At 62.9% G+C, this 20,410-nt stretch carries 22 protein-coding genes; 13 read left to right on the plus strand and 9 right to left on the minus strand.

Going from position 1 to position 20,410, the window contains the following annotated elements; translation table 11 throughout:
* Positions 1 to 27 precede the first annotated feature (27 nt).
* The 4 genes from xoxF5 to AC5J09_RS11755 all read left to right on the plus strand — a co-directional run bounded on the left by xoxF5 (position 28) and on the right by AC5J09_RS11755 (position 3,809).
* Positions 28 to 1,833, plus strand: coding sequence for a lanthanide-dependent methanol dehydrogenase XoxF5 (xoxF5, locus tag AC5J09_RS11740; RefSeq protein ID WP_324764326.1), 1,806 nt, complete (start codon positions 28 to 30; stop codon positions 1,831 to 1,833).
* A gap of 77 nt (positions 1,834 to 1,910) precedes the next feature.
* Complete coding sequence (locus AC5J09_RS11745) at positions 1,911 to 2,441, plus strand: c-type cytochrome, methanol metabolism-related (RefSeq protein ID WP_100672563.1); 531 nt, start codon at positions 1,911 to 1,913, stop codon at positions 2,439 to 2,441.
* Positions 2,398 to 3,267 carry a substrate-binding domain-containing protein gene (locus AC5J09_RS11750; protein WP_100672562.1) on the plus strand — a complete coding sequence of 290 codons (870 nt, stop codon included), beginning with the start codon at positions 2,398 to 2,400 and terminating at the stop codon, positions 3,265 to 3,267. The genes AC5J09_RS11745 and AC5J09_RS11750 overlap by 44 nt, the downstream gene beginning before the upstream one ends.
* A complete protein-coding gene (locus AC5J09_RS11755; protein ID WP_100672561.1) occupies positions 3,264 to 3,809 on the plus strand; it encodes a PQQ-dependent catabolism-associated CXXCW motif protein in 546 nt (181 codons plus the stop codon). Before AC5J09_RS11750 ends, AC5J09_RS11755 begins: the two co-directional genes overlap by 4 nt.
* 115 nt (positions 3,810 to 3,924) lie before the next feature.
* On the opposite strand, the gene AC5J09_RS11760 is transcribed toward AC5J09_RS11755, so the two are convergent.
* Entirely contained in the window at positions 3,925 to 4,446 is a 522-nt protein-coding gene (locus AC5J09_RS11760; protein ID WP_494297637.1) for a DUF3280 domain-containing protein, read from the minus strand.
* Between the two features lie 126 nt (positions 4,447 to 4,572).
* On the opposite strand from AC5J09_RS11760, the gene AC5J09_RS11765 reads away from it, so the two are divergent.
* From AC5J09_RS11765 to gfa, 9 genes are all read left to right on the plus strand, one after another.
* Positions 4,573 to 5,760 carry an ABC transporter substrate-binding protein gene (locus tag AC5J09_RS11765; RefSeq protein ID WP_494297638.1) on the plus strand — a complete coding sequence of 396 codons (1,188 nt, stop codon included), beginning with the start codon at positions 4,573 to 4,575 and terminating at the stop codon, positions 5,758 to 5,760.
* Position 5,761: 1 nt separating this feature from the next.
* Positions 5,762 to 6,736, plus strand: a complete 975-nt coding sequence (locus AC5J09_RS11770) for a YVTN family beta-propeller repeat protein (protein WP_338284121.1) — start codon at positions 5,762 to 5,764, stop codon at positions 6,734 to 6,736.
* Between the two features lie 39 nt (positions 6,737 to 6,775).
* Positions 6,776 to 7,219 (plus strand): cupredoxin domain-containing protein, encoded by a 444-nt coding sequence (locus AC5J09_RS11775; protein ID WP_033047678.1) that lies wholly within the window; start codon positions 6,776 to 6,778, stop codon positions 7,217 to 7,219.
* Positions 7,220 to 7,282: 63 nt separating this feature from the next.
* Positions 7,283 to 8,254 carry an ABC transporter substrate-binding protein gene (locus AC5J09_RS11780; protein WP_275599649.1) on the plus strand — a complete coding sequence of 324 codons (972 nt, stop codon included), beginning with the start codon at positions 7,283 to 7,285 and terminating at the stop codon, positions 8,252 to 8,254.
* The gene (locus AC5J09_RS11785; RefSeq protein ID WP_164866750.1) at positions 8,247 to 9,008 is read left to right on the plus strand and encodes an ABC transporter permease; all 762 of its coding nucleotides are present in this window, start codon (positions 8,247 to 8,249) and stop codon (positions 9,006 to 9,008) included. The genes AC5J09_RS11780 and AC5J09_RS11785 overlap by 8 nt, the downstream gene beginning before the upstream one ends.
* A complete protein-coding gene (locus AC5J09_RS11790) occupies positions 9,005 to 9,628 on the plus strand; it encodes an ABC transporter ATP-binding protein (protein WP_275599650.1) in 624 nt (207 codons plus the stop codon). The genes AC5J09_RS11785 and AC5J09_RS11790 overlap by 4 nt, the downstream gene beginning before the upstream one ends.
* Complete coding sequence (locus tag AC5J09_RS11795; RefSeq protein ID WP_494297639.1) at positions 9,625 to 10,353, plus strand: ABC transporter ATP-binding protein; 729 nt, start codon at positions 9,625 to 9,627, stop codon at positions 10,351 to 10,353. The genes AC5J09_RS11790 and AC5J09_RS11795 overlap by 4 nt, the downstream gene beginning before the upstream one ends.
* Complete coding sequence (locus AC5J09_RS11800) at positions 10,350 to 11,141, plus strand: ABC transporter permease (RefSeq protein WP_100672554.1); 792 nt, start codon at positions 10,350 to 10,352, stop codon at positions 11,139 to 11,141. Before AC5J09_RS11795 ends, AC5J09_RS11800 begins: the two co-directional genes overlap by 4 nt.
* A 120-nt stretch (positions 11,142 to 11,261) precedes the next feature.
* Positions 11,262 to 11,831 (plus strand): S-(hydroxymethyl)glutathione synthase, encoded by a 570-nt coding sequence (gene gfa / locus AC5J09_RS11805; RefSeq protein ID WP_015008668.1) that lies wholly within the window; start codon positions 11,262 to 11,264, stop codon positions 11,829 to 11,831.
* A 390-nt stretch (positions 11,832 to 12,221) separates the two neighbouring features.
* On the opposite strand, the gene AC5J09_RS11810 is transcribed toward gfa, so the two are convergent.
* The 8 genes from AC5J09_RS11810 to AC5J09_RS11845 are packed head-to-tail and all read right to left on the minus strand — an operon-like array spanning position 12,222 to position 20,404.
* Positions 12,222 to 12,788: a thioredoxin family protein gene (locus AC5J09_RS11810; RefSeq protein ID WP_018098055.1), complete on the minus strand. Its 567-nt coding sequence runs from the start codon at positions 12,786 to 12,788 to the stop codon at positions 12,222 to 12,224.
* 3 nt (positions 12,789 to 12,791) lie between these two features.
* Positions 12,792 to 13,478, minus strand: coding sequence for a ribulose-phosphate 3-epimerase (gene rpe / locus AC5J09_RS11815; protein ID WP_100672552.1), 687 nt, complete (start codon positions 13,476 to 13,478; stop codon positions 12,792 to 12,794).
* A complete protein-coding gene (gene cbbX / locus AC5J09_RS11820) occupies positions 13,475 to 14,410 on the minus strand; it encodes a CbbX protein (protein ID WP_275599653.1) in 936 nt (311 codons plus the stop codon). Before cbbX ends, rpe begins: the two co-directional genes overlap by 4 nt.
* A gap of 11 nt (positions 14,411 to 14,421) precedes the next feature.
* Positions 14,422 to 14,811, minus strand: coding sequence for a ribulose bisphosphate carboxylase small subunit (locus AC5J09_RS11825; protein WP_018098053.1), 390 nt, complete (start codon positions 14,809 to 14,811; stop codon positions 14,422 to 14,424).
* Positions 14,812 to 14,868: 57 nt separating this feature from the next.
* Positions 14,869 to 16,329 (minus strand): form I ribulose bisphosphate carboxylase large subunit, encoded by a 1,461-nt coding sequence (locus tag AC5J09_RS11830; RefSeq protein ID WP_494297640.1) that lies wholly within the window; start codon positions 16,327 to 16,329, stop codon positions 14,869 to 14,871.
* A gap of 31 nt (positions 16,330 to 16,360) precedes the next feature.
* Complete coding sequence (gene fba / locus AC5J09_RS11835; protein ID WP_026168919.1) at positions 16,361 to 17,440, minus strand: class II fructose-bisphosphate aldolase; 1,080 nt, start codon at positions 17,438 to 17,440, stop codon at positions 16,361 to 16,363.
* Positions 17,441 to 17,442: 2 nt separating this feature from the next.
* Positions 17,443 to 19,524: a transketolase gene (gene tkt, locus AC5J09_RS11840; RefSeq protein ID WP_494297641.1), complete on the minus strand. Its 2,082-nt coding sequence runs from the start codon at positions 19,522 to 19,524 to the stop codon at positions 17,443 to 17,445.
* A gap of 10 nt (positions 19,525 to 19,534) precedes the next feature.
* The gene (locus tag AC5J09_RS11845; RefSeq protein ID WP_100672548.1) at positions 19,535 to 20,404 is read right to left on the minus strand and encodes a phosphoribulokinase; all 870 of its coding nucleotides are present in this window, start codon (positions 20,402 to 20,404) and stop codon (positions 19,535 to 19,537) included.
* Between the last annotated feature and the right edge of the window lie 6 nt (positions 20,405 to 20,410).

The following is a 20,410-nucleotide window of genomic DNA, read 5'->3' on the forward strand; positions in this document are numbered from 1 at the left end:
ATCGGCAGCACCCAAGAGGAGGATGAAATGAAACGACTTCTTACAATGCTTGCCATTATGTCGATAGGCGGCGGTGCACAGGTCGCTTTCGCCAACGATGATTTACAGAAGCTCATCGATGACCCCAATCAATGGGCTATCCAGACCGGCGACTATGCCAACCTGCGCTACTCCAAGCTCGACCAGATCAACAAGGACAACGTAGGCAAACTTCAGGTTGCCTGGACCTTCTCGACCGGCGTTCTGCGTGGTCACGAAGGTTCGCCGCTCGTCATCGGCGACCTGATGTACGTCCACACGCCGTTCCCGAACACGGTCTACGCGTTGGATCTCAGCAAGGATGGCCAGATCGTCTGGAAATACGAGCCGAAGCAGGATCCGAACGTAATCCCGGTGATGTGTTGCGACACCGTCAATCGCGGCGTGGCCTATGCGGATAACAAGATCTTCCTGCATCAGGCCGATACGACGGTCGTGGCACTCGACGCCAAGACCGGCAAGGTCATCTGGAGCGTCAAGAACGGCGATGCCACCAAGGGCGAGACGAATACCGCCACCGTCATGCCGGTGAAGGACAAGATTCTCGTCGGCATATCCGGCGGCGAGTTCGGCGTCCGCGGTCACGTGACGGCCTATTCGATGGCAGACGGGAAACTCCTGTGGCGCGGTTACTCCATGGGGCCTGACAGCGATACGCTGATCGATCCTGAAAAGACCACCCATCTGGGCAAGCCGGTCGGCAAGGATTCCGGCCTCACCACCTGGGAAGGCGATCAGTGGAAGATCGGCGGCGGCACGACCTGGGGCTGGTACTCCTACGATCCGGAAGAAAATCTGGTATATTACGGATCCGGTAACCCTTCGACCTGGAACCCGACCCAGCGGCCGGGCGACAATCGGTGGTCGATGACCATCTTTGCGCGTGATGTCGATACCGGCATGGCCAAATGGCTCTATCAGATGACGCCCCATGACGAATGGGACTATGATGGCGTCAACGAGATGATCCTGACCGAACAGCAGATCGACGGCAAGGACCGCAAGCTGCTGACCCACTTCGACCGGAACGGCTTCGGCTATACGATGGACCGCGTCACCGGCGAGCTGCTCGTGGCCGAGAAATACGATCCCACGGTCAACTGGGCGACTGAAGTGGTCATGGATCCGAAGTCCGACAAATACGGTCGGCCTCAGGTCGTGGCACAGTATTCGACGGAGCAAAACGGCGAAGACACCAACACCACCGGCGTATGCCCGGCGGCACTCGGCACCAAGGACCAGCAGCCTGCGGCCTATTCGCCGAAGACCGAGCTGTTTTACGTGCCGACCAACCACGTCTGCATGGACTACGAGCCGTTCCGGGTAAGCTACACCGCCGGCCAGCCCTATGTCGGGGCCACGCTGTCGATGTACCCGCCGAAGGACAGCCACGGCGGCATGGGCAATTTCATTGCCTGGGACAACAAGGAAGGCAAGATCAAGTGGTCTCTGCCGGAGCCGTTCTCGGTCTGGTCCGGCGCTCTGGCAACAGCCGGCGACGTGGTCTTCTACGGAACGCTCGAGGGTTATCTGAAGGCGATCGACGCGGCGACCGGCAAGGAGCTCTATCGCTTCAAGACACCTTCCGGGGTGATCGGCAACGTGATGACCTATGCCCGTGACGGCAAGCAGTACGTGGCCGTGCTTTCGGGTGTCGGCGGCTGGGCCGGTATCGGTCTGGCAGCGGGCCTGACCAACCCGACTGAAGGTCTCGGAGCCGTCGGCGGCTACTCGGCCCTCAGCAACTACACCGCACTCGGCGGCACGCTTACCGTGTTCAAGCTGCCGGAATAAGAGGCAATCTTCGCCCGGGAGTTGGCGCGGGCTCACAAGCCCGCGCCAACTCATATCAGCCCCCAAAAGGACGCAAGATGACCAGATCAAGACCAGCCGTACCGATGATCCTCGCCTTTTTGACGTTTATGGCGAGCGCCGCAGGCGCAGAAGATGCGCCAAAGGACAACATCACCGCTGTGCGCGACGAAAACGGGCGCTACTACACCGCCGACGACGTTCCCACTTTCAAGATCGCCGAGGACGGCACGGTCGACTGGCTCACCTATTCGGGCTTTCGCCGCTATCACTCGGAATGTCACGTCTGTCATGGCCCGGAGGGCGAGGGGTCGAGCTATGCGCCGGCCTTGAAGACCTCCGCGATAAACATGGACTACTACGCTTTCGTCGATGTCGTCACGAACGGGCGCAAGAAGGTGAACGCTGCCGAGAACTCGGTGATGCCTGCCTTCGGCGAGAACGTCAACGTGATGTGTTATCTCGACGACATCTACGTCTATCTGAAAGCGCGCGGAGCCGATGCGCTGCCGCGCGGACGTCCGGCCAAGAAGGAAGCGAAATCCGATGCGATCAAGGAAGCTGAAACGGCTTGTCTCGGTCACGAGTAGCCTTCTGGCAGGCGCCGGCGCTCTGTTGCTGGCGGCCGCCGGCTCTCAGCCGGCGGTAGCGCAGACATCGGACCTGGTGTCGAAGACGGCTTTTCGGGTCTGTGCCGATCCGGCCAATCTGCCGATGTCCGATCGGTCGGGTAAGGGATACGAGAACAGGATCGCCGAGCTGATGGCGTCCAAGCTCGGGTTGCCGGTGGAGTACACCTGGTTTCCGATGGCGACCGGATTCGTGCGCAAGACCCTGCAGGCCAATGCCTGCGATGTGGTCATCGGTTTCGCCCAGGGCGACGAGCTGGTCCTGAACACCAACCATTATTATACCTCGTCCTATGTGCTGATCGTTGCCTCGGAAGGTCCGCTGGGCGGCGTCACGACGCTTGCCGACCCTCTTCTCAAGGACAAGCGGATCGGCATCGTCGCTGGAACGCCGCCGGCGACCCATATGGCGAGAAACGGACTGCTGCCCAAGGCGAAGGGATATCATCTGATGGTCGACCGGCGCTATGAGGATCCGGCCGACGACATGCTCGCCGACCTGGAATCCGGCGCGCTCGACGCAGCCATCCTCTGGGGGCCGATCGGCGGGCCGCTCGTCAAGGCAAGCCACCCGAAGCTGAAGGCGACCCCGCTCCTGTCGGAGACCACCCCGCCAAGGCTCTTCTACCGCATCACCATGGGCGTGCGGCAAGGCGAGAAGGTCTGGGAGCGCAAGCTCAATTCCCTCATTCGTCGCAATCAGTCCGAGATCAACGCGATCCTCGCCGAGGCCGGCGTGCCGCTCCTGAACGACATGGGAACCGGCCCGCTCGAGGCGCAGCAATGACCCGCCAGTGGCTCCATTCGCTGGTCCTGCTCTTGTTTGCCGCCTTCCCGGCGGCGGCGGCCGAGGAGCCTGCGGGCTACCGGGAGAGCGAATACCGCGCCGAGGTGCCGGCGACGCTTTCCGGCGCGACCGTCGTGTCGACCGAAGCCGCCCATGCATTGTGGAAAACCGGTCAGGTGGCCTTCATCGACGTCCTGCCGCAGCCGCCGAAGCCCGCCAACCTGCCCGAGGGAACGGTCTGGAACGAGAAGCCGCGGCTGTCCATTCCATCTGCCTTATGGCTGCCGAATGTCGGCTATGGCCGGCTGGCCGACGTCATGCACGCCTATTTTCGCGCCGGCCTGGAAAAGGCGACCGGTGGCGACAAAAGCCGGCCGGTGCTGTTCTTTTGCCTCGACGGCTGCTGGATGTCCTGGAATGCCGGAAAGCGCGCCCTCGAATACGGCTACACCCACGTCTTCTGGTATCCGCAGGGCACCGATGGCTGGACGGCGGCCGGCTACCCCACGGAGCGCATCGAGCCGGAGCCCGGCGGCCGGTGAAACGAGGGAACGTATCGGAGGACTGCAATCTCTCCTCTTCGCGTCATCCCTGTGACGAGCGCTCAAACAAGGCGGCGGGTATCCCGAATCTCAAAAGGCCTTAATCGGGCATCCTTCAGGATTTGAAGAAGTGGTTTTTCAGGATGTAGCGGATGCCGCGCAGCCAGCTGTCGTCGGTGTTCGAGCGGATGTCGACGGCAAGGCCGCGCAGCATCTCGCCGGAGTCCACGTCGCGCAGTACGAGCTCCACCGACAGGATAAGGTTGGAGATCTTACGCACTTCGCCGACCAGCACATAGTCGGCGCCAAGCCGCTTGCCCATACTCAGGTCGCAGCCGTTGCAGTCGGCCGGATTGACCGTGCTCGCGAGTTCTGCTGCCACTGGCTCGTTCGTGAGAACGACGAAGCCTTCCTGAACGAAGCGGTCGCGCGCCGCGTTTTCCATGAGCTCGAGCCGCGCGGTCTCGTCGGCGCGCACCCCGTTATAGGCCCCCTCCGTCGACAGATCGATGAATGTCATGCCGAGGAATGCGACCTTGGCCCCCGGCGCCAGCGGCTTGTCCAGCGCAGCACGAGCGAGCGCCGGCGACAGGGCCAGAACAAGGATCGAGACAACGACTGTCAGGATGTGCCGCATGACATCCAGCCTAGCACACGCATGTCGCTAAACTACGCTCCTTAAGTATCGGTTTTGCCACACCTACTGCGCTGTTAGTCTCCATCTCCGAGGGAGTGTCAGGGAGATTGGGAGGTCGTTCCGGCAATGCCTAACCCATCGCTTTTGCTTGTCGTTTTCTGGGTGACGGTGTTTGTTACGTCTCCCGTGCAGGCGGCGGAGGTGAAGACGGCTGTGCTGCGGATCGATCGTGTCGTCGGTCCGCCGATCTCGCGGCTCGATGCGCCGCCCGCCGATCTTGGCTTTGCCGGCGCCATGCTTGGCAACGAGGACAACCGGACCACCGGCGCCTTCACCGGCATGGACTACACCGTGAAAACGCAGGCGGTTCCGCCGGAAGAGGCGGAGGCGGCGCTCGATGGGCTGAAGGCGGAAGGCATCGGCCTCATCGCGGTGATCGCAGAAGGCGACGTACTGAAGGCGCTCTCCGACAAATCCGGGCCGGACGTGCTGCTTTTCAATGCGGGCGCTCGCGACGACGGGCTGCGCGATGCCGATTGCCGGGCCAATGTGCTGCACGTCTCGCCGAGCCGTTCGATGCTCAGCGACAGCATCGTTCAGTTTCTCATGTGGAAGAAATGGCCGCGTATCCTGCTGATCCACGGCTCGCATCCCGAAGACAAGCTGCTTGCCGACAGCTACCGCAAATCGGCCGCCAAGTTCGGTGCTGAGATCGTCGAGGAGCGGGAGTTCGTCGACACCGGCGGCAGCCGGCGCACGGATACCGGTCATGTCTTGGTGCAAAAGCAGATTCCCGTCTTCACCCAGGAGGCCGAGGAATATGACGTGATCGTCGCGGCCGACGAGGCTGGCGTTTTCGCGCCCTATCTGCCCTATCACAGCTGGGATCCGAGGCCGGTTGCGGGCTCTGCGGGCCTGCGTCCGGTCTCCTGGCATCCCGCCCACGAGGCTTGGGGTGCGACCCAGTTCCAGCGCCGCTTCGAAAAACTCACCGGCCGCTACATGCGCGAGGAAGATTACCAGGCATGGCTTGCAATGCGCGTGATCGGAGAGGCGGTGACGCGGTCCGGCAAGGCCGACCCGGGGAGCGTGCGGGCCTATGCCCTTTCCAAGGATTTCGAACTTGCCGCGTTCAAGGGCCAGAAATTGACCTTCCGCACCTGGAACGGGCAGTTGCGGCAGCCGGTGCTTTTGACCGAGGGCCGGGTGACCGTTTCCGTATCGCCGCAGGACGGCTACCTGCACCAGCATTCGCCGCTCGACACGCTGGGCATCGATGCGCCCGAGACAGCCTGTCACGCATTTGGAGGATAAGATGCTCAGACCCGCACTGGCGATTGTGTCCGCCGTTCTGCTGTCTGCCGGTTCGGCCGAGGCCAACAAGGTCTTCGTGAGCAACGAGCGCGGTAACAACATAACCGTGCTCGACAGTGAAAGCTGGGAAGTGATCGCCACGTTTCCGGCCGGAAACAGGCCGCGCGGCATCACCATCAGTCCGGACGGCAAGGAACTTTACGTCTGCGCGTCGGATGACGACACCGTCAGGGTCTTCGATCCCGAGACCTATAGGGAACTGCACACGCTGCCGTCGGGTCCGGATCCGGAACTCTTCGCCCTCGATCCTTCCGGCAATCCGCTCTACATCGCCAATGAGGACGACAATCTCGTGACCGTCGTGGATGTCAAGACGCACCAGGTACTGGCTGAGGTGCCGGTCGGGGTCGAGCCGGAAGGCGTCGCGGTCAGCCCGGATGCCAAGACGATCATCAATACGTCCGAAACCACCAATATGGCGCATTTCATCGACGCCTCGACCTACAAGATCGTGCACAACGTGCTGGTGGATCAGAGGCCGCGTTATGCGGAGTTCACGGCAGACGGCAAGAAGCTCTACGTCAGCGCCGAGATCGGGGGTACCGTTTCGGTGATCGACGTGTCGGCGGCCGAGCCGAAAATCACCAAGAAGATCACGTTCGAAGTCCCGGGCGTCCTGCCGGAATGGCTGCAGCCGGTCGGCGTCAAGGCCACCAAGGACGGCTCGCGCATCTTTGTGGCGCTTGGACCCGCAAACCGGGTTGCAGTGATCGACGGAGCGACGGACGAAGTGCTCGACTATCTGCTCGTCGGGCAGCGGGTCTGGCAGATGGCATTCACGCCGGGCGAGGAATTCCTGATCACCACCAATGGCAATTCCAATGACATCAGCATAATCGACGTGAAGGCGGAAAAGGTGATCCGCTCGGTTCAGGTGGGCGAGCAGCCCTGGGGCGTCGTAGTCGCGCCGGATTGAAGCGGAGCAATGGGCAAATACCAATGGGGAGGATTCATCGTGCATAAATCGGTTCTTGCGGCGCTCGCCGCGCTCTTTCTGGCGAGTCCGGCCGTTGCCGCGCCGCTTTGCAGCGACCTCGGCTTTGCCGGGCTGCTGGCCAAATGCAATCGGGGAGAGCCGATCGAGATCACGCTTGCGTCCGGAAAGCCGCTCGGTAAGGGTGCCATTACGCTCCAGTCAGGCGCATACTACGAAATGCAGATCACGGCGGACGGATCGGCGGAGCTGGCGATCACCGGTGCGCCGTTCTTCCGTGCGATCTGGATGAACGAGATCGTCGTCAACGGCATCGAGGTGCGCCCAATGGCGATCGACAGCCTGGAATTCGATGAGGCCGGGACTGCAACGCTGTCTTTCATCGCCGTCAAGCCGGGCAGCTACGAAGTGAAGATTCCGGAATCCTCCGGCGACAGCCAGAAAGTATCGATTTCCATACAGTGAAACGGTGCCCGAGAAAGTCCGCGGGACAGGGTGCCCGAAGGCGGCGGTTCCGGGGAGGAAGAGATGAAAGTTATTCGACTGTTCATGGCCGCTTGCCTGTTCGCATTCGGACCGGCTGCGGCCTCGGCCGACGAGTTGCCGCAATTGCGGGCGGCCATGCTGGCATCGGGAACCGTCAACTGGGAAATCTCGACCATCAAGACCCACGAATTCGACCGCAAGAACGGCTTCGAACTGGCCGTGCAGGACTATGCGGACAACGGCGCGACGCGCGTCGCCTTCGAGGGCGGCGAGGCCGACACGATGGTGGCCGACTGGATCTGGGTGGCCAACCAGCGTGCCTCCGGCAAGGATTATGTCTTCATCCCCTATTCGCGCGCGGTCGGCGGCCTGATGGTCAAGGATGAAAGCGGCATCAAGGCGCTGCCGGACCTTGCCGGCGAGAAGATCGGCATTGCCGGAGGTCCGCTCGACAAGAGCTGGCTGATCCTGCGCGCCTATGCCAAGCAGCAGCATGGCATGGATCTCGCAGCCGAAACCGAGCAGGTGTTCGGCGCTCCGCCATTGATCTTCAAGTCGGCGCTTTCCGGCGAGACGGCGGGTACCATCAATTTCTGGCATTTCCTCGCGAAGATGCGGGCCAAGGGCATGCATGAACTAGTCTCCGTCTCGGATGCGGCGGCGGCGCTCAAGCTCGATCCCGATACGCCGCTCCTCGGCTACGTGTTGAAGGGCGAATATGCCGCGACGCATCCGGAAATCGTGAAGGGGCTTTACAAGGCCTCGCGCGCAGCCAAGGATCTGCTGCGCGAGAACGATGAGGTGTGGGAGGAATTGCGGGACAAGATGAATGCGGCCGACGACGCTGAATTCATTGCGCTACGCGACGGCTATCGCGCCGGCATTCCAAGCGGCAAGCCGATCGACGAGGCGGCCGCCGACCGTTTTCTGCGGCTGATGGCGGAACTTGGTGGAGAAGAGCTCGTCGGCAAGGCGACAAGCCTGCCCAGTGGATTGTTCCTGCACCTTGAATAGAACGCTGCAACATCCTGCCTTGGTGCGCGCATTGTCGCTGGGGCTGCTGTTGCTCTTGTGGATAGCGGCCGCCGGCTTCACGGACGACGCGTCGGTCCTGCCCCAGCCCTGGACGCTTTGGGCACCCTTCGTGCAAGCGGTCAGTTCCGGCGCCTTGCCCTATCACCTGGGCATGACGCTCTGGCGCGTGATCTGCGCATTCGTGCCGGCCATGGTGATCGGTGTGGCGATCGGCTTTCTGATGGGGCGCGTTGCCGCGGTCGATCGATGGCTCGACCCATGGCTTGTCGTGTTTCTCAATCTGCCGGCACTGGTGCTCATCGTGTTGTGCTACATCTGGATCGGTCTCAACGAGACGGCCGCCATCACCGCGGTCGTGCTCAACAAGATCCCGAATGTCGCAACGCTTCTGCGCGAGGGCGCGCGGGCGCTTGACCCTGATCTCGACTCCATGGCGGCGGTTTACCGCATGCGTCCGCTGGCGCGGCTGCGACACGTGATCATGCCGCAGCTTGCGCCTTTCATTGCCGCTGCCGCCCGATCCGGCATTGCGGTGATATGGAAGATCGTGCTGGTGGTCGAGTTTCTCGGCCGCTCCAGCGGGATAGGGTTCCAGATCCATTTCTATTTCCAGCTTTTCAACGTTGCCATGGTGCTGGTCTATGCGCTTTCCTTCATCGGCGTGATGCTGCTGGTGGAGGCTTTCTTCCTGCAGCCGGCCGAACGCCGGGTGCGGCGCTGGAGGACGGCGTGATCAGGATCGATGTCAGACGAAAGGCATTCGGCGAAGAGGAGGTCCTGCGCGACATCCGCTTCGAGATGGAGATCGGCGAGACGGTCGCCATCCTCGGTCCGTCGGGCATCGGCAAATCGACGCTGCTTCGGCTCGTCGCCGGCATCGACACCGCTTTCGACGGCGAGATCACCCGGCCGGAAAACATTGCCATGGTTTTTCAGGAGCCTGTTCTTCTGCCGTGGAGAAGCGTCATCGAGAACCTGACATTGGTGCATCCGCAACTCGGGATGCAAGCTGCACTCTCAGCGCTGGAGCGGACCGGCATCGCCGACAGGGCCGCGCTCTTTCCCGGCCAGCTGTCGCTCGGCCAGCAGCGGCGGCTGGCGCTGGCGCGCGCCTTTGCCGGTCGGCCGGAGCTTCTCGTCCTGGACGAGCCCTATGTGTCGCTCGATCCTGCGATGGCCGAGGACATGCTGGCCCTGACCGAGGCGCTGATCGCGGAAACCGCACCTGCCGTCATTCTCGTGACCCATTCGGAAGCCGAGGCGCGGCGGCTTGCCCGGCGCTGCCTCCGCCTTGCCGGGAAACCGGCGACGATTATAGAAGAGTTTGCGGCCGCGCCGGGAAGGGCATCATGATCGGGCTCGACATCAGCCATGTCAGCTACAGCTACGGAAAATCACGGGCGCTGGACGATGTCAGCTTCTCCGTCACGACCGGTCGGTTCTGCGCGCTGCTCGGGCCGAACGGCGCCGGCAAATCGACGCTGTTCGCTCTTCTGACGCGGCTGCTCGCGACAAGGGCCGGCACGATCGGCGTGGCCGGCTTCGACATTGCGCGCGAGCCGCGTGCGGCGCTCGCGCGCATCGGGGTGGTGTTCCAGCAGCCCACGCTCGATCTCGACATGTCGGTGCGCCGAAACCTGCGCTATTTCGCCGGGCTTCATGGTTTGTCGGGGCGGCAGGCCGCTGTGGCGATCGAAGCGGCGCTGACACAGCTCGGCATGGCCGAGCGGGCCGACGAGGAGGTACGTGCGCTCAACGGCGGTCACCGGCGGCGCATGGAGATCGCGCGGGCCTTGATCCACAAGCCGCAGATATTGCTGCTCGACGAGCCGACCGTCGGACTGGACGCTGCCTCCCGGCAGGCGATCACCGATCATGTGCATCTGCTTGCCGCGAGCGGCCTTGCGGTTCTCTGGGCGACGCATCTGGTCGACGAGATCCGGCCGGAGGATCAGGTCGTCGTTCTGCATCGCGGCAAGGTGCTGAGCGACGGCACCGCCGCGGAACTCGCGGGCGGGCAGGGGCTCGCCAAGGCGTTCCTGTCGATGACGGCCGAGAGCCGGGAGGTTTCGGCATGAAGGCATGGCTGGTCGCGCTTTGCGCAATCGTCACCCGCGAAAACCTGCGCTTCGTCCGCCAGCGCGGGCGGTTTCTGGCGGCACTCGTCCGCCCGCTCGTCTGGCTGATCGTCTTTGCCGCCGGCTTCCGCGCGGCGCTCGGCGTGTCGATCATCCCGCCCTACCAGACCTATATCACCTATGAGGTCTATATCCTTCCGGGGCTCTGCGGCATGATCCAGCTCTTCAACGGCATGCAATCGTCGCTGGCGCTGGTCTATGACCAGGAGATGGGATCCATGCGCCTCCTGCTGACCTCGCCCCTGCCGCGCTGGTGGCTGCTGTTCTCGAAGCTTCTCGCCGGTGTGATCGTCTCCATCCTGCAGGTGGCGGTGTTCCTGGCCATCGCTGCGCTGACCGGCATCACCGTGCCGCCCGTCGGCTATGTCGCGGTGCTGCCCGCCCTCCTCATCAGCGGATTGATGCTCGGTGCCTTCGGCCTGCTGATATCCTCGACCGTCCGGCAACTCGAGAACTTTGCCGGCGTCATGAACTTCGTGATCTTTCCGATGTTCTTCCTTTCCTCGGCACTTTATCCGCTCTGGAAGATGGCCGAAAGTTCGCCGCTGCTGCGCGACATCTGCGCCCTCAATCCGTTTACCTACGCGGTCGAACTGATACGCTTCGCGCTTTACGGCGAACTCAACCTGACGGCGCTCGTCTGGGTCGGCGCGTGCTTCGTCCTGTTCATGCTCGCCGCCCTTTGGGGCTATAATCCGGCCCGCGCCATGCTCCGGTCGAAAGGCTGAGCCCTGCCCTTGCTGGGGTGTTCGGCGCCGAAAACCGACACTTTCCGCTATATTGCCGCGAGCCGCATTTCAACTGATCCTGCTTGTGAACGAAGGACGTTCAAAGCCGAGGAGGAACCAATGCTCAAGCTACATCCGTCCATCGACAACGGCTTTCCGCCTGCCAGTCCGGGCTTTGCCGGCGGTACGCTGAAATGCAAATGCGCCACAAATCCGGTGACCGTGCGGATCGGCTCGCAGACGGCGCACAATCATGCTTGCGGCTGCACCAAATGCTGGAAGCCCGAGGGTGCGATCTTCGCCCAGATCGCCGTCGTCGGCCGCGACAACGTGAACGTCACCTCAGGTGCGGAGAAACTGCAGGTCGTCGATCCGAGCGCGACGATCCAGCGTTACGCCTGCCGCGATTGCGGCACGCACATGTATGGCCGGATCGAAAACACCAAGCATCCCTTCTACGGCCTCGATTTCGTCCATACCGAACTCAGCGACGAAACGGGCTGGTCGCCGCCCGAATTCGCGGCCTTCGTTTCTTCGATCATCGAAAGCGGTGTGAACCCGGAGAGCATGCCGGAGATACGCGCAAGGCTGACCGAGCTCGGCCTGCAGCCCTATGATTGTCTGTCTCCGCCGCTGATGGACGCGATCGCCACGCATATCGCCAAACAGACCGGCGCCCTGCCGGCCTGACCTGTTGAACATTGGGGACTCCGCTCCACCAGCCGACCGTCTCCTCCCTCGGACCCCGCCCGTCGCCTCTTATTGCAGAGGCATTTCGACGGGCGGGGGCTGAGGCGTTTCCGCGTCCGCATTTGCCGCACATCCCCGGCTCCTCATTCCTGTGCTTGTCACAGGAATCCAGCCAGACCAAGTCCTTGGGCTGAAAGAACTCTTCCCGCGCGCCGCAGACGCGGCGCTGCTGGATCTCCGTGACGAGCACAGGATGAGGTGAAAGGAGGGACCGATGCAGTTCCTTGCCAGGGTTCGTGCGGTCAGTGAAGACGAGCGGCAAGCCTTTGGTTGGCTGTCCGTGCTTCGGGGCATGTCAGAAGGCGCGTGGCGCGATGGTGGGTGGTTCCATCAAACCTGAAAAGCCGAAATCTTCCATTTGATGGTACACCCTATGGAAGGCTGCTGCTCGGCCGGGCCCTTGCCGAACAGCGCGACCATGACCATGGCCTCGTAGAGATCGCGTCGCAGATCGGCGGGGCCGATCTCCTTGCGCGATGCGTCCAGCCGCCCGCGATATTGCAGCTTCATGTCCTTGTTGAAGCCGAAGAAGTCGGGCGTGCAGACGGCGCGGTAGGCTTTGGCGACGGATTGGTCCTCGTCGTGGAGGTAGGGAAAGGGCAGGGCGTTTTGCGAAGCGAAGCGCTTCATGTTTTCGAACGAGTCCTGCGGGTAATTGCCGGCGTCGTTGGAGTTAACAGCCACGAAGCCGATCCCGTGAGCCCTGAGGTCGATGGCGTCCCGGACGATCCGGCCGATGACCGCTTTCACATAGGGGCAGTGATTGCATATGAAGGCAACGACCAGCCCTTTCGGGCCGGCCTGGCCGAATATGGTGCGGGTGAAGCCATCGACGCCGGGAAGCGTGGCGTCGATCGCTGGCCAGCCGAAATCACAAAGGGGTGGTGTAGCGGCCATGGCTCACGCTGCCTTCCTGATGGCGCCATCGGAGGCGGCGCGGATGGCCGCGATGTTCCTGGCGTAGTGCTCCTCGCTGCCGCCTTTGAATACCGCCGAGCCGGCAACCAGCACATCTGCGCCTGCGGCGGCAACCAGCGATGCGGTCTCCGGCGTCACGCCGCCGTCGATCTCTATGTGGATCGGACGGCCGCCGATCATCGCCTTCACCCGCCGCACCTTGTCGACCACGGCCGGAATGAAATCCTGGCCGCCGAAGCCCGGATTGACCGTCATCAGGAGGACGAGGTCCAGCCGGTCCAGCACATATTCGATGACGCTCTCCGGCGTGGAGGGATTGAGCGATACGCCCGCCTTGCAGCCGACGTCGCGGATGGCCTGCAGCGAGCGATCCAGATGCGTCGTCGCCTCCGCATGCACGGTGATGATGTCGCAGCCGGCACAGGCGAAGGCGCCGAGATAGGGCGTGGGCGGTGCGATCATCAGATGGCAGTCGAACACCTTGTCCGTGCGGTCCCGCAGCGCCTTGATGACCGGGGGACCGAAGGTGATGTTGGGCACGAAATGGCCGTCCATCACGTCGAGATGGATCCAGTCCGCACCGGCCCGGCACACGGCCTCGACCTCTTCGCCGAGCCGTGAGAAATCGGCCGACAGAACCGAAGGCGCTATGATGGTCTTCTCATTCATGGCGATGTCTCCGTATGACTGGGTTCGACTGTGGTGAACACCCGGCTCGCGGCGATGTCACGAGCCGTGATGGTCGACAGCTGTTCCGCATCGACCGGTCCGGCGCTTTCCTCGAAAAGGCGGTTCGCCTGCCGCAGCCGGGCCCGGTCGAGCGCGTTTCGGATGGAGCGCGCATTGGCGAAATGCGGTTGTCGCCGGCGGCGCGCGATGTAGTCGCTCATCACCGCAGACGCCTTGCTGTCGAAGCGGTACCCCTGCCGGCTGAGCATGCTCTCGGCGATCGATAGAAGCTCCCCGTTATCATAGTCGGGGAAGTCTATGTGATGGGCGATCCGGGATCGAAAGCCGGGGTTGCTCTCGAAAAACCGGTCCATGCGGTCGGCGTAGCCGGCGAGGATCACGACCAGGTCGTCACGATTGTTCTCCATCACCTGCAGCAGGATCTCGATTGCCTCCTGGCCGTAATCGCGTTCGTTGTCGGGACGGTAGAGGTAATAGGCCTCGTCGATGAAAAGCACGCCCCCCATTGCTTTCTTCAGGATCTCCTTGGTCTTGGGTGCGGTGTGGCCGATATATTGCCCGACCAGGTCGTCGCGCGTCACCGAGACCAGATGGCCCTTGCGGATATAGCCGAGCCTGTGCAGCAGGTTGGCCATGCGCAGCGCCACCGTGGTCTTGCCGGTGCCGGGATTGCCGGTGAAGCTCATATGCAGCGACGGCGGCTCATGGCTGAGGCCCATTGCACGGCGCGCCCGCTCGACGAGAAGCAGCGCCGCCGTCTCGCGGATACGCTGCTTCACGGGTTTCAAGCCCACGAGTTCCCGGTCCAGTTCGTCAAGGATCTCGGCGACGCCGGAGGCTTGGTATTCCTCAGCGAGGTCGACCGAAGTCGGCAGGCTTTCGGTGTTCGATGGAGCATCCGGCATCAGCATTGTCGCTCCTCCTATCGCTGCGTTTCCCACATATAATGCTGGCTGCGGCCGTTGCTCTCCGTCCGGGTCATTCTGAGGCTCGGCTCGTTTTCGGGGCGGTTGACGATGAACGACATTGTCACCGTCTCCAGGCCGCGGCTGGAATCGAAAGCGTTGAGGCGGATATAGTCCTGCGGGTGGGCCTTGCGGCAATCCTCGAGCTCCATCATCACGCCTTTGGCGTCCTTGAGGTCGAACATCGGATTGCCCCACATTTCCCAATAGGTGTTTCTGGGGTGCGGGTCGTCGGTATATTCGACGCCGATAGCCCAAGCCTTTCCGAGGCAATATTCCACCTGTGCCGTGATCTGCTCATCGGTCAGGTCCGGCAGGAACGAGAAGCATCCCTGGGTGATACGCATGTCGTCTCTCCTTCTCTTCTTGTCCGTCAGTTCGGGTCCGTCAGGCCCTCGTGTCTGTCAGGCCGCGGTTACGCTCGGCACGAAATCCGACGTATCGGTCGGGGTGTAGTTGAAGCTGATATTGCCCCAGATATCGAGGGCCGCTTCCAGCGGCTTGCACCACTTCGCCGCCGCCCGCAGGATCTCGGGACCTTCGTGGGCGATGTCGCGCCCCTCGTTGCGGGCAAGCACCATGGCTTCCAGGGCGACGCGGTTGGCGGTGGCCCCTGCCTGGATGCCCAGCGGATGACCGATCGTGCCGCCGCCGAATTGCAGTACGACATCGTCGCCGAAAAGATCGAGCAGCTGGTGCATCTGGCCGGCATGGATGCCGCCCGAGGCGACGGGCATGACCTTCTTGAGGTCCGCCCAGTCCTGGTCGAAGAACAGACCACGCGGAAGGTCGACCTCGTTCTTCATTTCGCGGCAGACATTGTAGTAGCCCTGCACCGTCGGCGGGTCGCCCTCGAGCTTGCCCACGGCCGTGCCCGCATGCAGGTGGTCGACGCCGGCGAGCCGCAGCCATTTGGCGATCACGCGGAAGGAGATGCCGTGGTTCTTCTGCCGCGTATAGGTGCCGTGACCGGCCCGGTGCATGTGCAGGATCATGTCGTTCTGCCGGCACCATTCCGATATGGACTGGATTGCAGTCCAGCCGACGATGAGATCGACCATGACGATGACCGAGCCGAGCTCCTTGGCGAATTCGGCTCGGCGGTACATTTCCTCCATCGTGCCGGCAGTGATGTTGAGATAGTGCCCCTTTACCTCGCCGGTGACGGCGGAAGCGTGGTTGACGGCCTCCATGCAGTAGAGATACCGGTCGCGCCAATGCATGAAGGGCTGCGAATTGATGTTCTCGTCGTCCTTCATGAAGTCGAGGCCACCCTTCAGCCCCTCATAGACGACGCGGCCATAGTTCTTGCCCGACAGGCCGAGCTTCGGTTTGGTCGTGGCACCCAGCAGCGGCTTGCCGAACTTGTCGAGCCGTTCGCGCTCCACGACGATGCCGGTCGGCGGGCCCCTAAAGGTCTTCACATAGGCGACGGGCAGGCGCATGTCCTCGAGCCTTGCCGCCTTCAGCGGCTTGAACGAGAAGACGTTGCCGATGATCGATGCGGTCAGGTTCGCGATAGAGCCCTCCTCGAAGAGGATGAGGTCGTAGGCGACATAGCAGAAATACTGCCCCGGCGTTCCCGGCACCGGATCGACCCGGTAGGCCTTGGCGCGGTATTGATCGCAGGCCGTCAGGCGATCGGTCCAGACGACTGTCCATGTGGCCGTCGAGCTTTCGCCGGCGACGGCGGCGGCCGCTTCGATCGGATCGACGCCGTCCTGCGGCGTGATGCGGAAGAGCGCGATCAGATCGGTGTCCTTCGGCTCGTAGTCTCCGTTCCAATAGCCCATCTGGGCGTATTTCAACACGCCGGCCTTGTAACGTTCGCGGCCCTTGATCTCTGTCTTTGCGTCGGCGTTCATGGTTGGGGTCCTTTCCTCTGAATGGATGCGATCAGGCGGCTTCCGACCGCGCAGGCTGGGGTTTCAGGGAGCCGCTTGCGTAGCGGCGGGCCATCTCCGACATCGGCACGACCTTGATGCGGGATGCGTTTCCGGCGGTGCCGAAGGCCTCGAAACGCGCCTTGCAGACCGACGACATGGCTTCCATGGCGGCTTTCAGGAATTTGCGGGGATCGAATTCGGTGCGGCTCGTGTCGGCGACGCGGCGAAAGGCGGCGGCTGCGGCAAGGCGCAGGTCGGTGTCGATATTGACCTTGCGCACGCCGAAGCGGATGCCACGGACGATCTCCTCGACGGGGACGCCGTAGGTCTCGCGCATCTGGCCGCCATGGGCGTTGAAAACGTCCTGCCATTCCTGCGGTACGGAGGAGGAGCCGTGCATGACGATATGGGTGTTCGGCAGCCGCTCATGGATCTTCTCGATCACGTCCATAGCGAGGACTTCGCCGGTCGGCTTGCGGGTAAACTTATAGGCCCCGTGCGAGGTGCCGATGGCGACGGCCAGCGCATCGACGCCGGTCTCGGCGACGAAGCGGGCGGCTTCGTCCGGATCGGTAAGCAGTTGCGAACGGTCGAGCGCGCCTTCGAAGCCGTGGCCGTCCTCGGCCTCGCCATGGCCGGTCTCGAGCGAACCGAGACAGCCGAGTTCGCCTTCGACCGAGGCGCCGACCATGTGCGCGAGGCGGCTCACCTCTGCCGTGATCGAGACGTTATAGTCGTAATCGGCAGGGGTCTTGGCATCCTCCTTCAGCGAGCCGTCCATCATCACCGAGGTGAAGCCGTGCTGGATCGCCGTGAGGCAGGTCGCGACATTGTTGCCGTGATCCTGGTGAATGCAGAGCGGAATGTCCGGATACATCTCTTCCAAAGCTTCCATCATCTTGGCGAGCATGACGTCGTTCGCGTAGGAGCGGGCACCACGCGAGACCTGGAGGATCACGGGAGCGTCGCAGGCGCGCGCCGCCTCCATGATCGCAAGCCCCTGCTCCATGTTGTTGATGTTGAATGCCGGCACGCCGTAGCTGCGTTCGGCGGCGTGATCGAGCAATTGGCGAAGCGTGATGCGGGCCATTGTCATGCCTCCTCGGATGATCTGACGATGTGGGCGACCGGATTGCCGGTCCGGGCATCTGTTGGCGGCGTTTCCGGGTATGCCCGGCGGAGAAGCTCCAGGGCTTCTGCGACGACATGGTCGGCGGTGAGGCCGAAATGGCGGTAGAGGTCTCCGGCCGGTGCCGAGGCACCAAAGCCCGTCATGCCGACGAAGGCACTGTCCGGGCCCATCCAACGGTCCCAGCCGAGGCGACCCGCGGCCTCGATGGCGATGCGCGGTTCATCTCCGAGGACCTGCCTGTGATAGGCCGCGTCCTGAGCCTCGAACTTCTCCCAGCACGGCATGGAGACCACCGCCGCTGCTATGCCTTCTTCGGCCTGCAGGCGCTCCGCCGCGGCTACGGCGATCTCGACTTCGGATCCCGTGGCAAGAAGCGTGATGTCCCGGTCGCCGCGCGCTTCCCTCAGGACATAGGCCCCGAGCGCCGACAGGTTCTCGTTCCCGTCCGTCCGGCGCAGCATCGGCAGGGCCTGCCGCGAAAGGGCGAGGACGCTCGGCGTGTTCTTCTCGCCAAGCGCGATCTCCCAGCATTCTGCCGTCTCGATGATGTCGGCCGGCCGGAAGACATTGAGGTTGGGCGTGGCGCGCAGCATGGCCAGATGCTCGACCGGCTGGTGCGTCGGTCCGTCTTCGCCGAGCCCGATGGAATCATGCGTCAGCACATAGATGACGGGCAGGCCCATGAGGGCCGAAAGGCGCATCGCACCGCGAGCATAGTCGGAAAAGACCAGGAAAGTGCCCCCATAGGGGATGAAGCCGCCATGGAGCGCGATGCCGTTCATGGCGGCCGCCATGCCGTGCTCGCGGATGCCGTAATGCAGGTAGCGGCCCTTGAAATTGCCCGACGAAATGGGCTGGGTCTGCGAGGTCAGCGTCAGGTTGGAGCCGGTCAGGTCCGCCGAGCCGCCGATCGTCAACGCGGTGGCGCCGTTGATGACTTCCAGAGCCATCTGCGAGGCCTGACGCGTCGCGACCTTCGTAGCCCTTGTACGATGCGCGTCCCGGAATCTTGCAAGCAGATCGCCGACCTCGCCGTCGAGCTGCCGCCCTATGGTCTGCTCGTAGCGCTTTTTCGAGCGCGAAGAGTCGAGGCGGATTTCCCAGGCCTCGCGGGCCGAGCGGCCCCGCGCCGCCACCTTTTCCCAGGCAGCCTTGATCTCAGATGGAACGAAGAAGGGCGGATGCGGCCAGGCGAGGTTTTCGCGTGTGGTAGCGATCTCCTTTTCGCCGAGCGCCGCGCCGTGGGTCTTGTGCGAGCCCTCCATGCTGGCGGCACCCTTGCCGATGCGGGTGCGGCAGGCGATCAGCGACGGCTTTCGGGTCCGGCGCGCCCGCTCGATCGCTTTTGCCACCGCGCCGGGGTCGTGGCCGTCGACGGCTTGCGCATCCCAGCCGGCGGCGCGGAAACGCGCAAGCTGGTTCATCGAGGTGGAGAGATCGGTGGAGCCGTCGATCGATATCCGGTTGTCGTCCCACAGCACGATGAGCTTGCGCAATTTCAAATGTCCGGCAAGGTCGATCGCCTCGTGGCTGATCCCCTCCTGCAGACAGCCGTCTCCGGCGACCACGTAGGTGAAGTGGTTGCAGAGCGCACTGCCGAAGCGGGCGGCCATCATTTGTTCGGCAATCGCCATGCCGACAGCGGTCGAGATCCCCTGGCCCAGCGGTCCGGTGGTGGTCTCGATACCGAGGGCATGGCCGTATTCGGGGTGGCCGGCCGTTTTCGAGCCGAGCTGGCGGAAGGATGAAAGCTCGGCCATCGGCATATCGGCGAAGCCGATGAGGTGATGGAGCGAATAGAGCAGCATCGAGCCATGGCCGGCCGAAAGCACGAAACGGTCGCGGTCCGGCCAGTTGGGGCGTGACGGATCGATCCTGATGAAGCGGTTGAAGAGGACCGTCACCGCGTCGGCCATTCCCATCGGCATGCCGGGGTGGCCGGAGTTGGCCTTCTCGACGGCGTCCATGGAAAGAAACCGGATGGCATCGGCCATGCTGCGCTCCGAGGCGGCGCGGGGTCCGATCTGCTGCGAAACATTCATGATGTCCTCCTCACGACATGCGGTGCTTGCGCTCGAGCAGCTTGTGGATGAGCGGGGTGAAGATCAGCTGCATGGCGAGATCGAGCTTGTCGCCCGGCACCACGATGGAATTGGCGCGCGACATGTAGCTGTTGTGAAGCATCGACAGCAGGTAGGGGAAATCGATGCTTTGCGGCTTGGCGAAGCGGATGACCAGGATGGATTCGGCCGGCGTCGGTATCCAGCGGGCGATGAAGGGATTGGACGTGTCGACGATCGGCACGCGCTGGAAATTGATGTCCGTCAGGGAGAACTGCGGGCAGATATAGTTCACATAGTCGGGCATGCGCCGCAGGATGGTGTCGGTCACGGCCTCGGTGGAGTAGCCGCGGGTCGCCTTGTCGCGATGAATCTTCTGGATCCATTCGAGATTGATGACGGGCACGACGCCGATCTTCAGGTCGCAATGCTGGGCGAGATTGACCGTGTCGGTGACGGCGCAGCCATGCAGCCCCTCGTAGAAGAGAAGATCGCTGTCGCGGAATTCTTCCCAGTCGGTGAACGTGCCTGGGTCCGAGCCGAATTTCGCGGCCTCGGCCTCGTCGTGCACGTAGTGACGGGTGCGCCCGACCCCGCGCCGGCCATATTCGGCAAAGACGCTTTCGAGGATCTCCAGTTCGTTCGCCTCGGCGGAGAAATGCGTGAAGTCGACGCCTCGGGCTTTCTCCTCCGCGATCTTGCTGCGCATGGTTTCCCGGTCGAAGCGATGAAAGGCATCGCCTTCGATGAAGGACGCCGAGATGTTCTCGCGCTTGAATATCTTCTCGAAAGTGTCCTTGACGGTCGTGGTGCCGGCGCCGGACGAACCTGTGATGGAGATGATGGGGTATTTGGCCGACATATTTTT

Source organism: Sinorhizobium sp. (assembly GCF_059070375.1).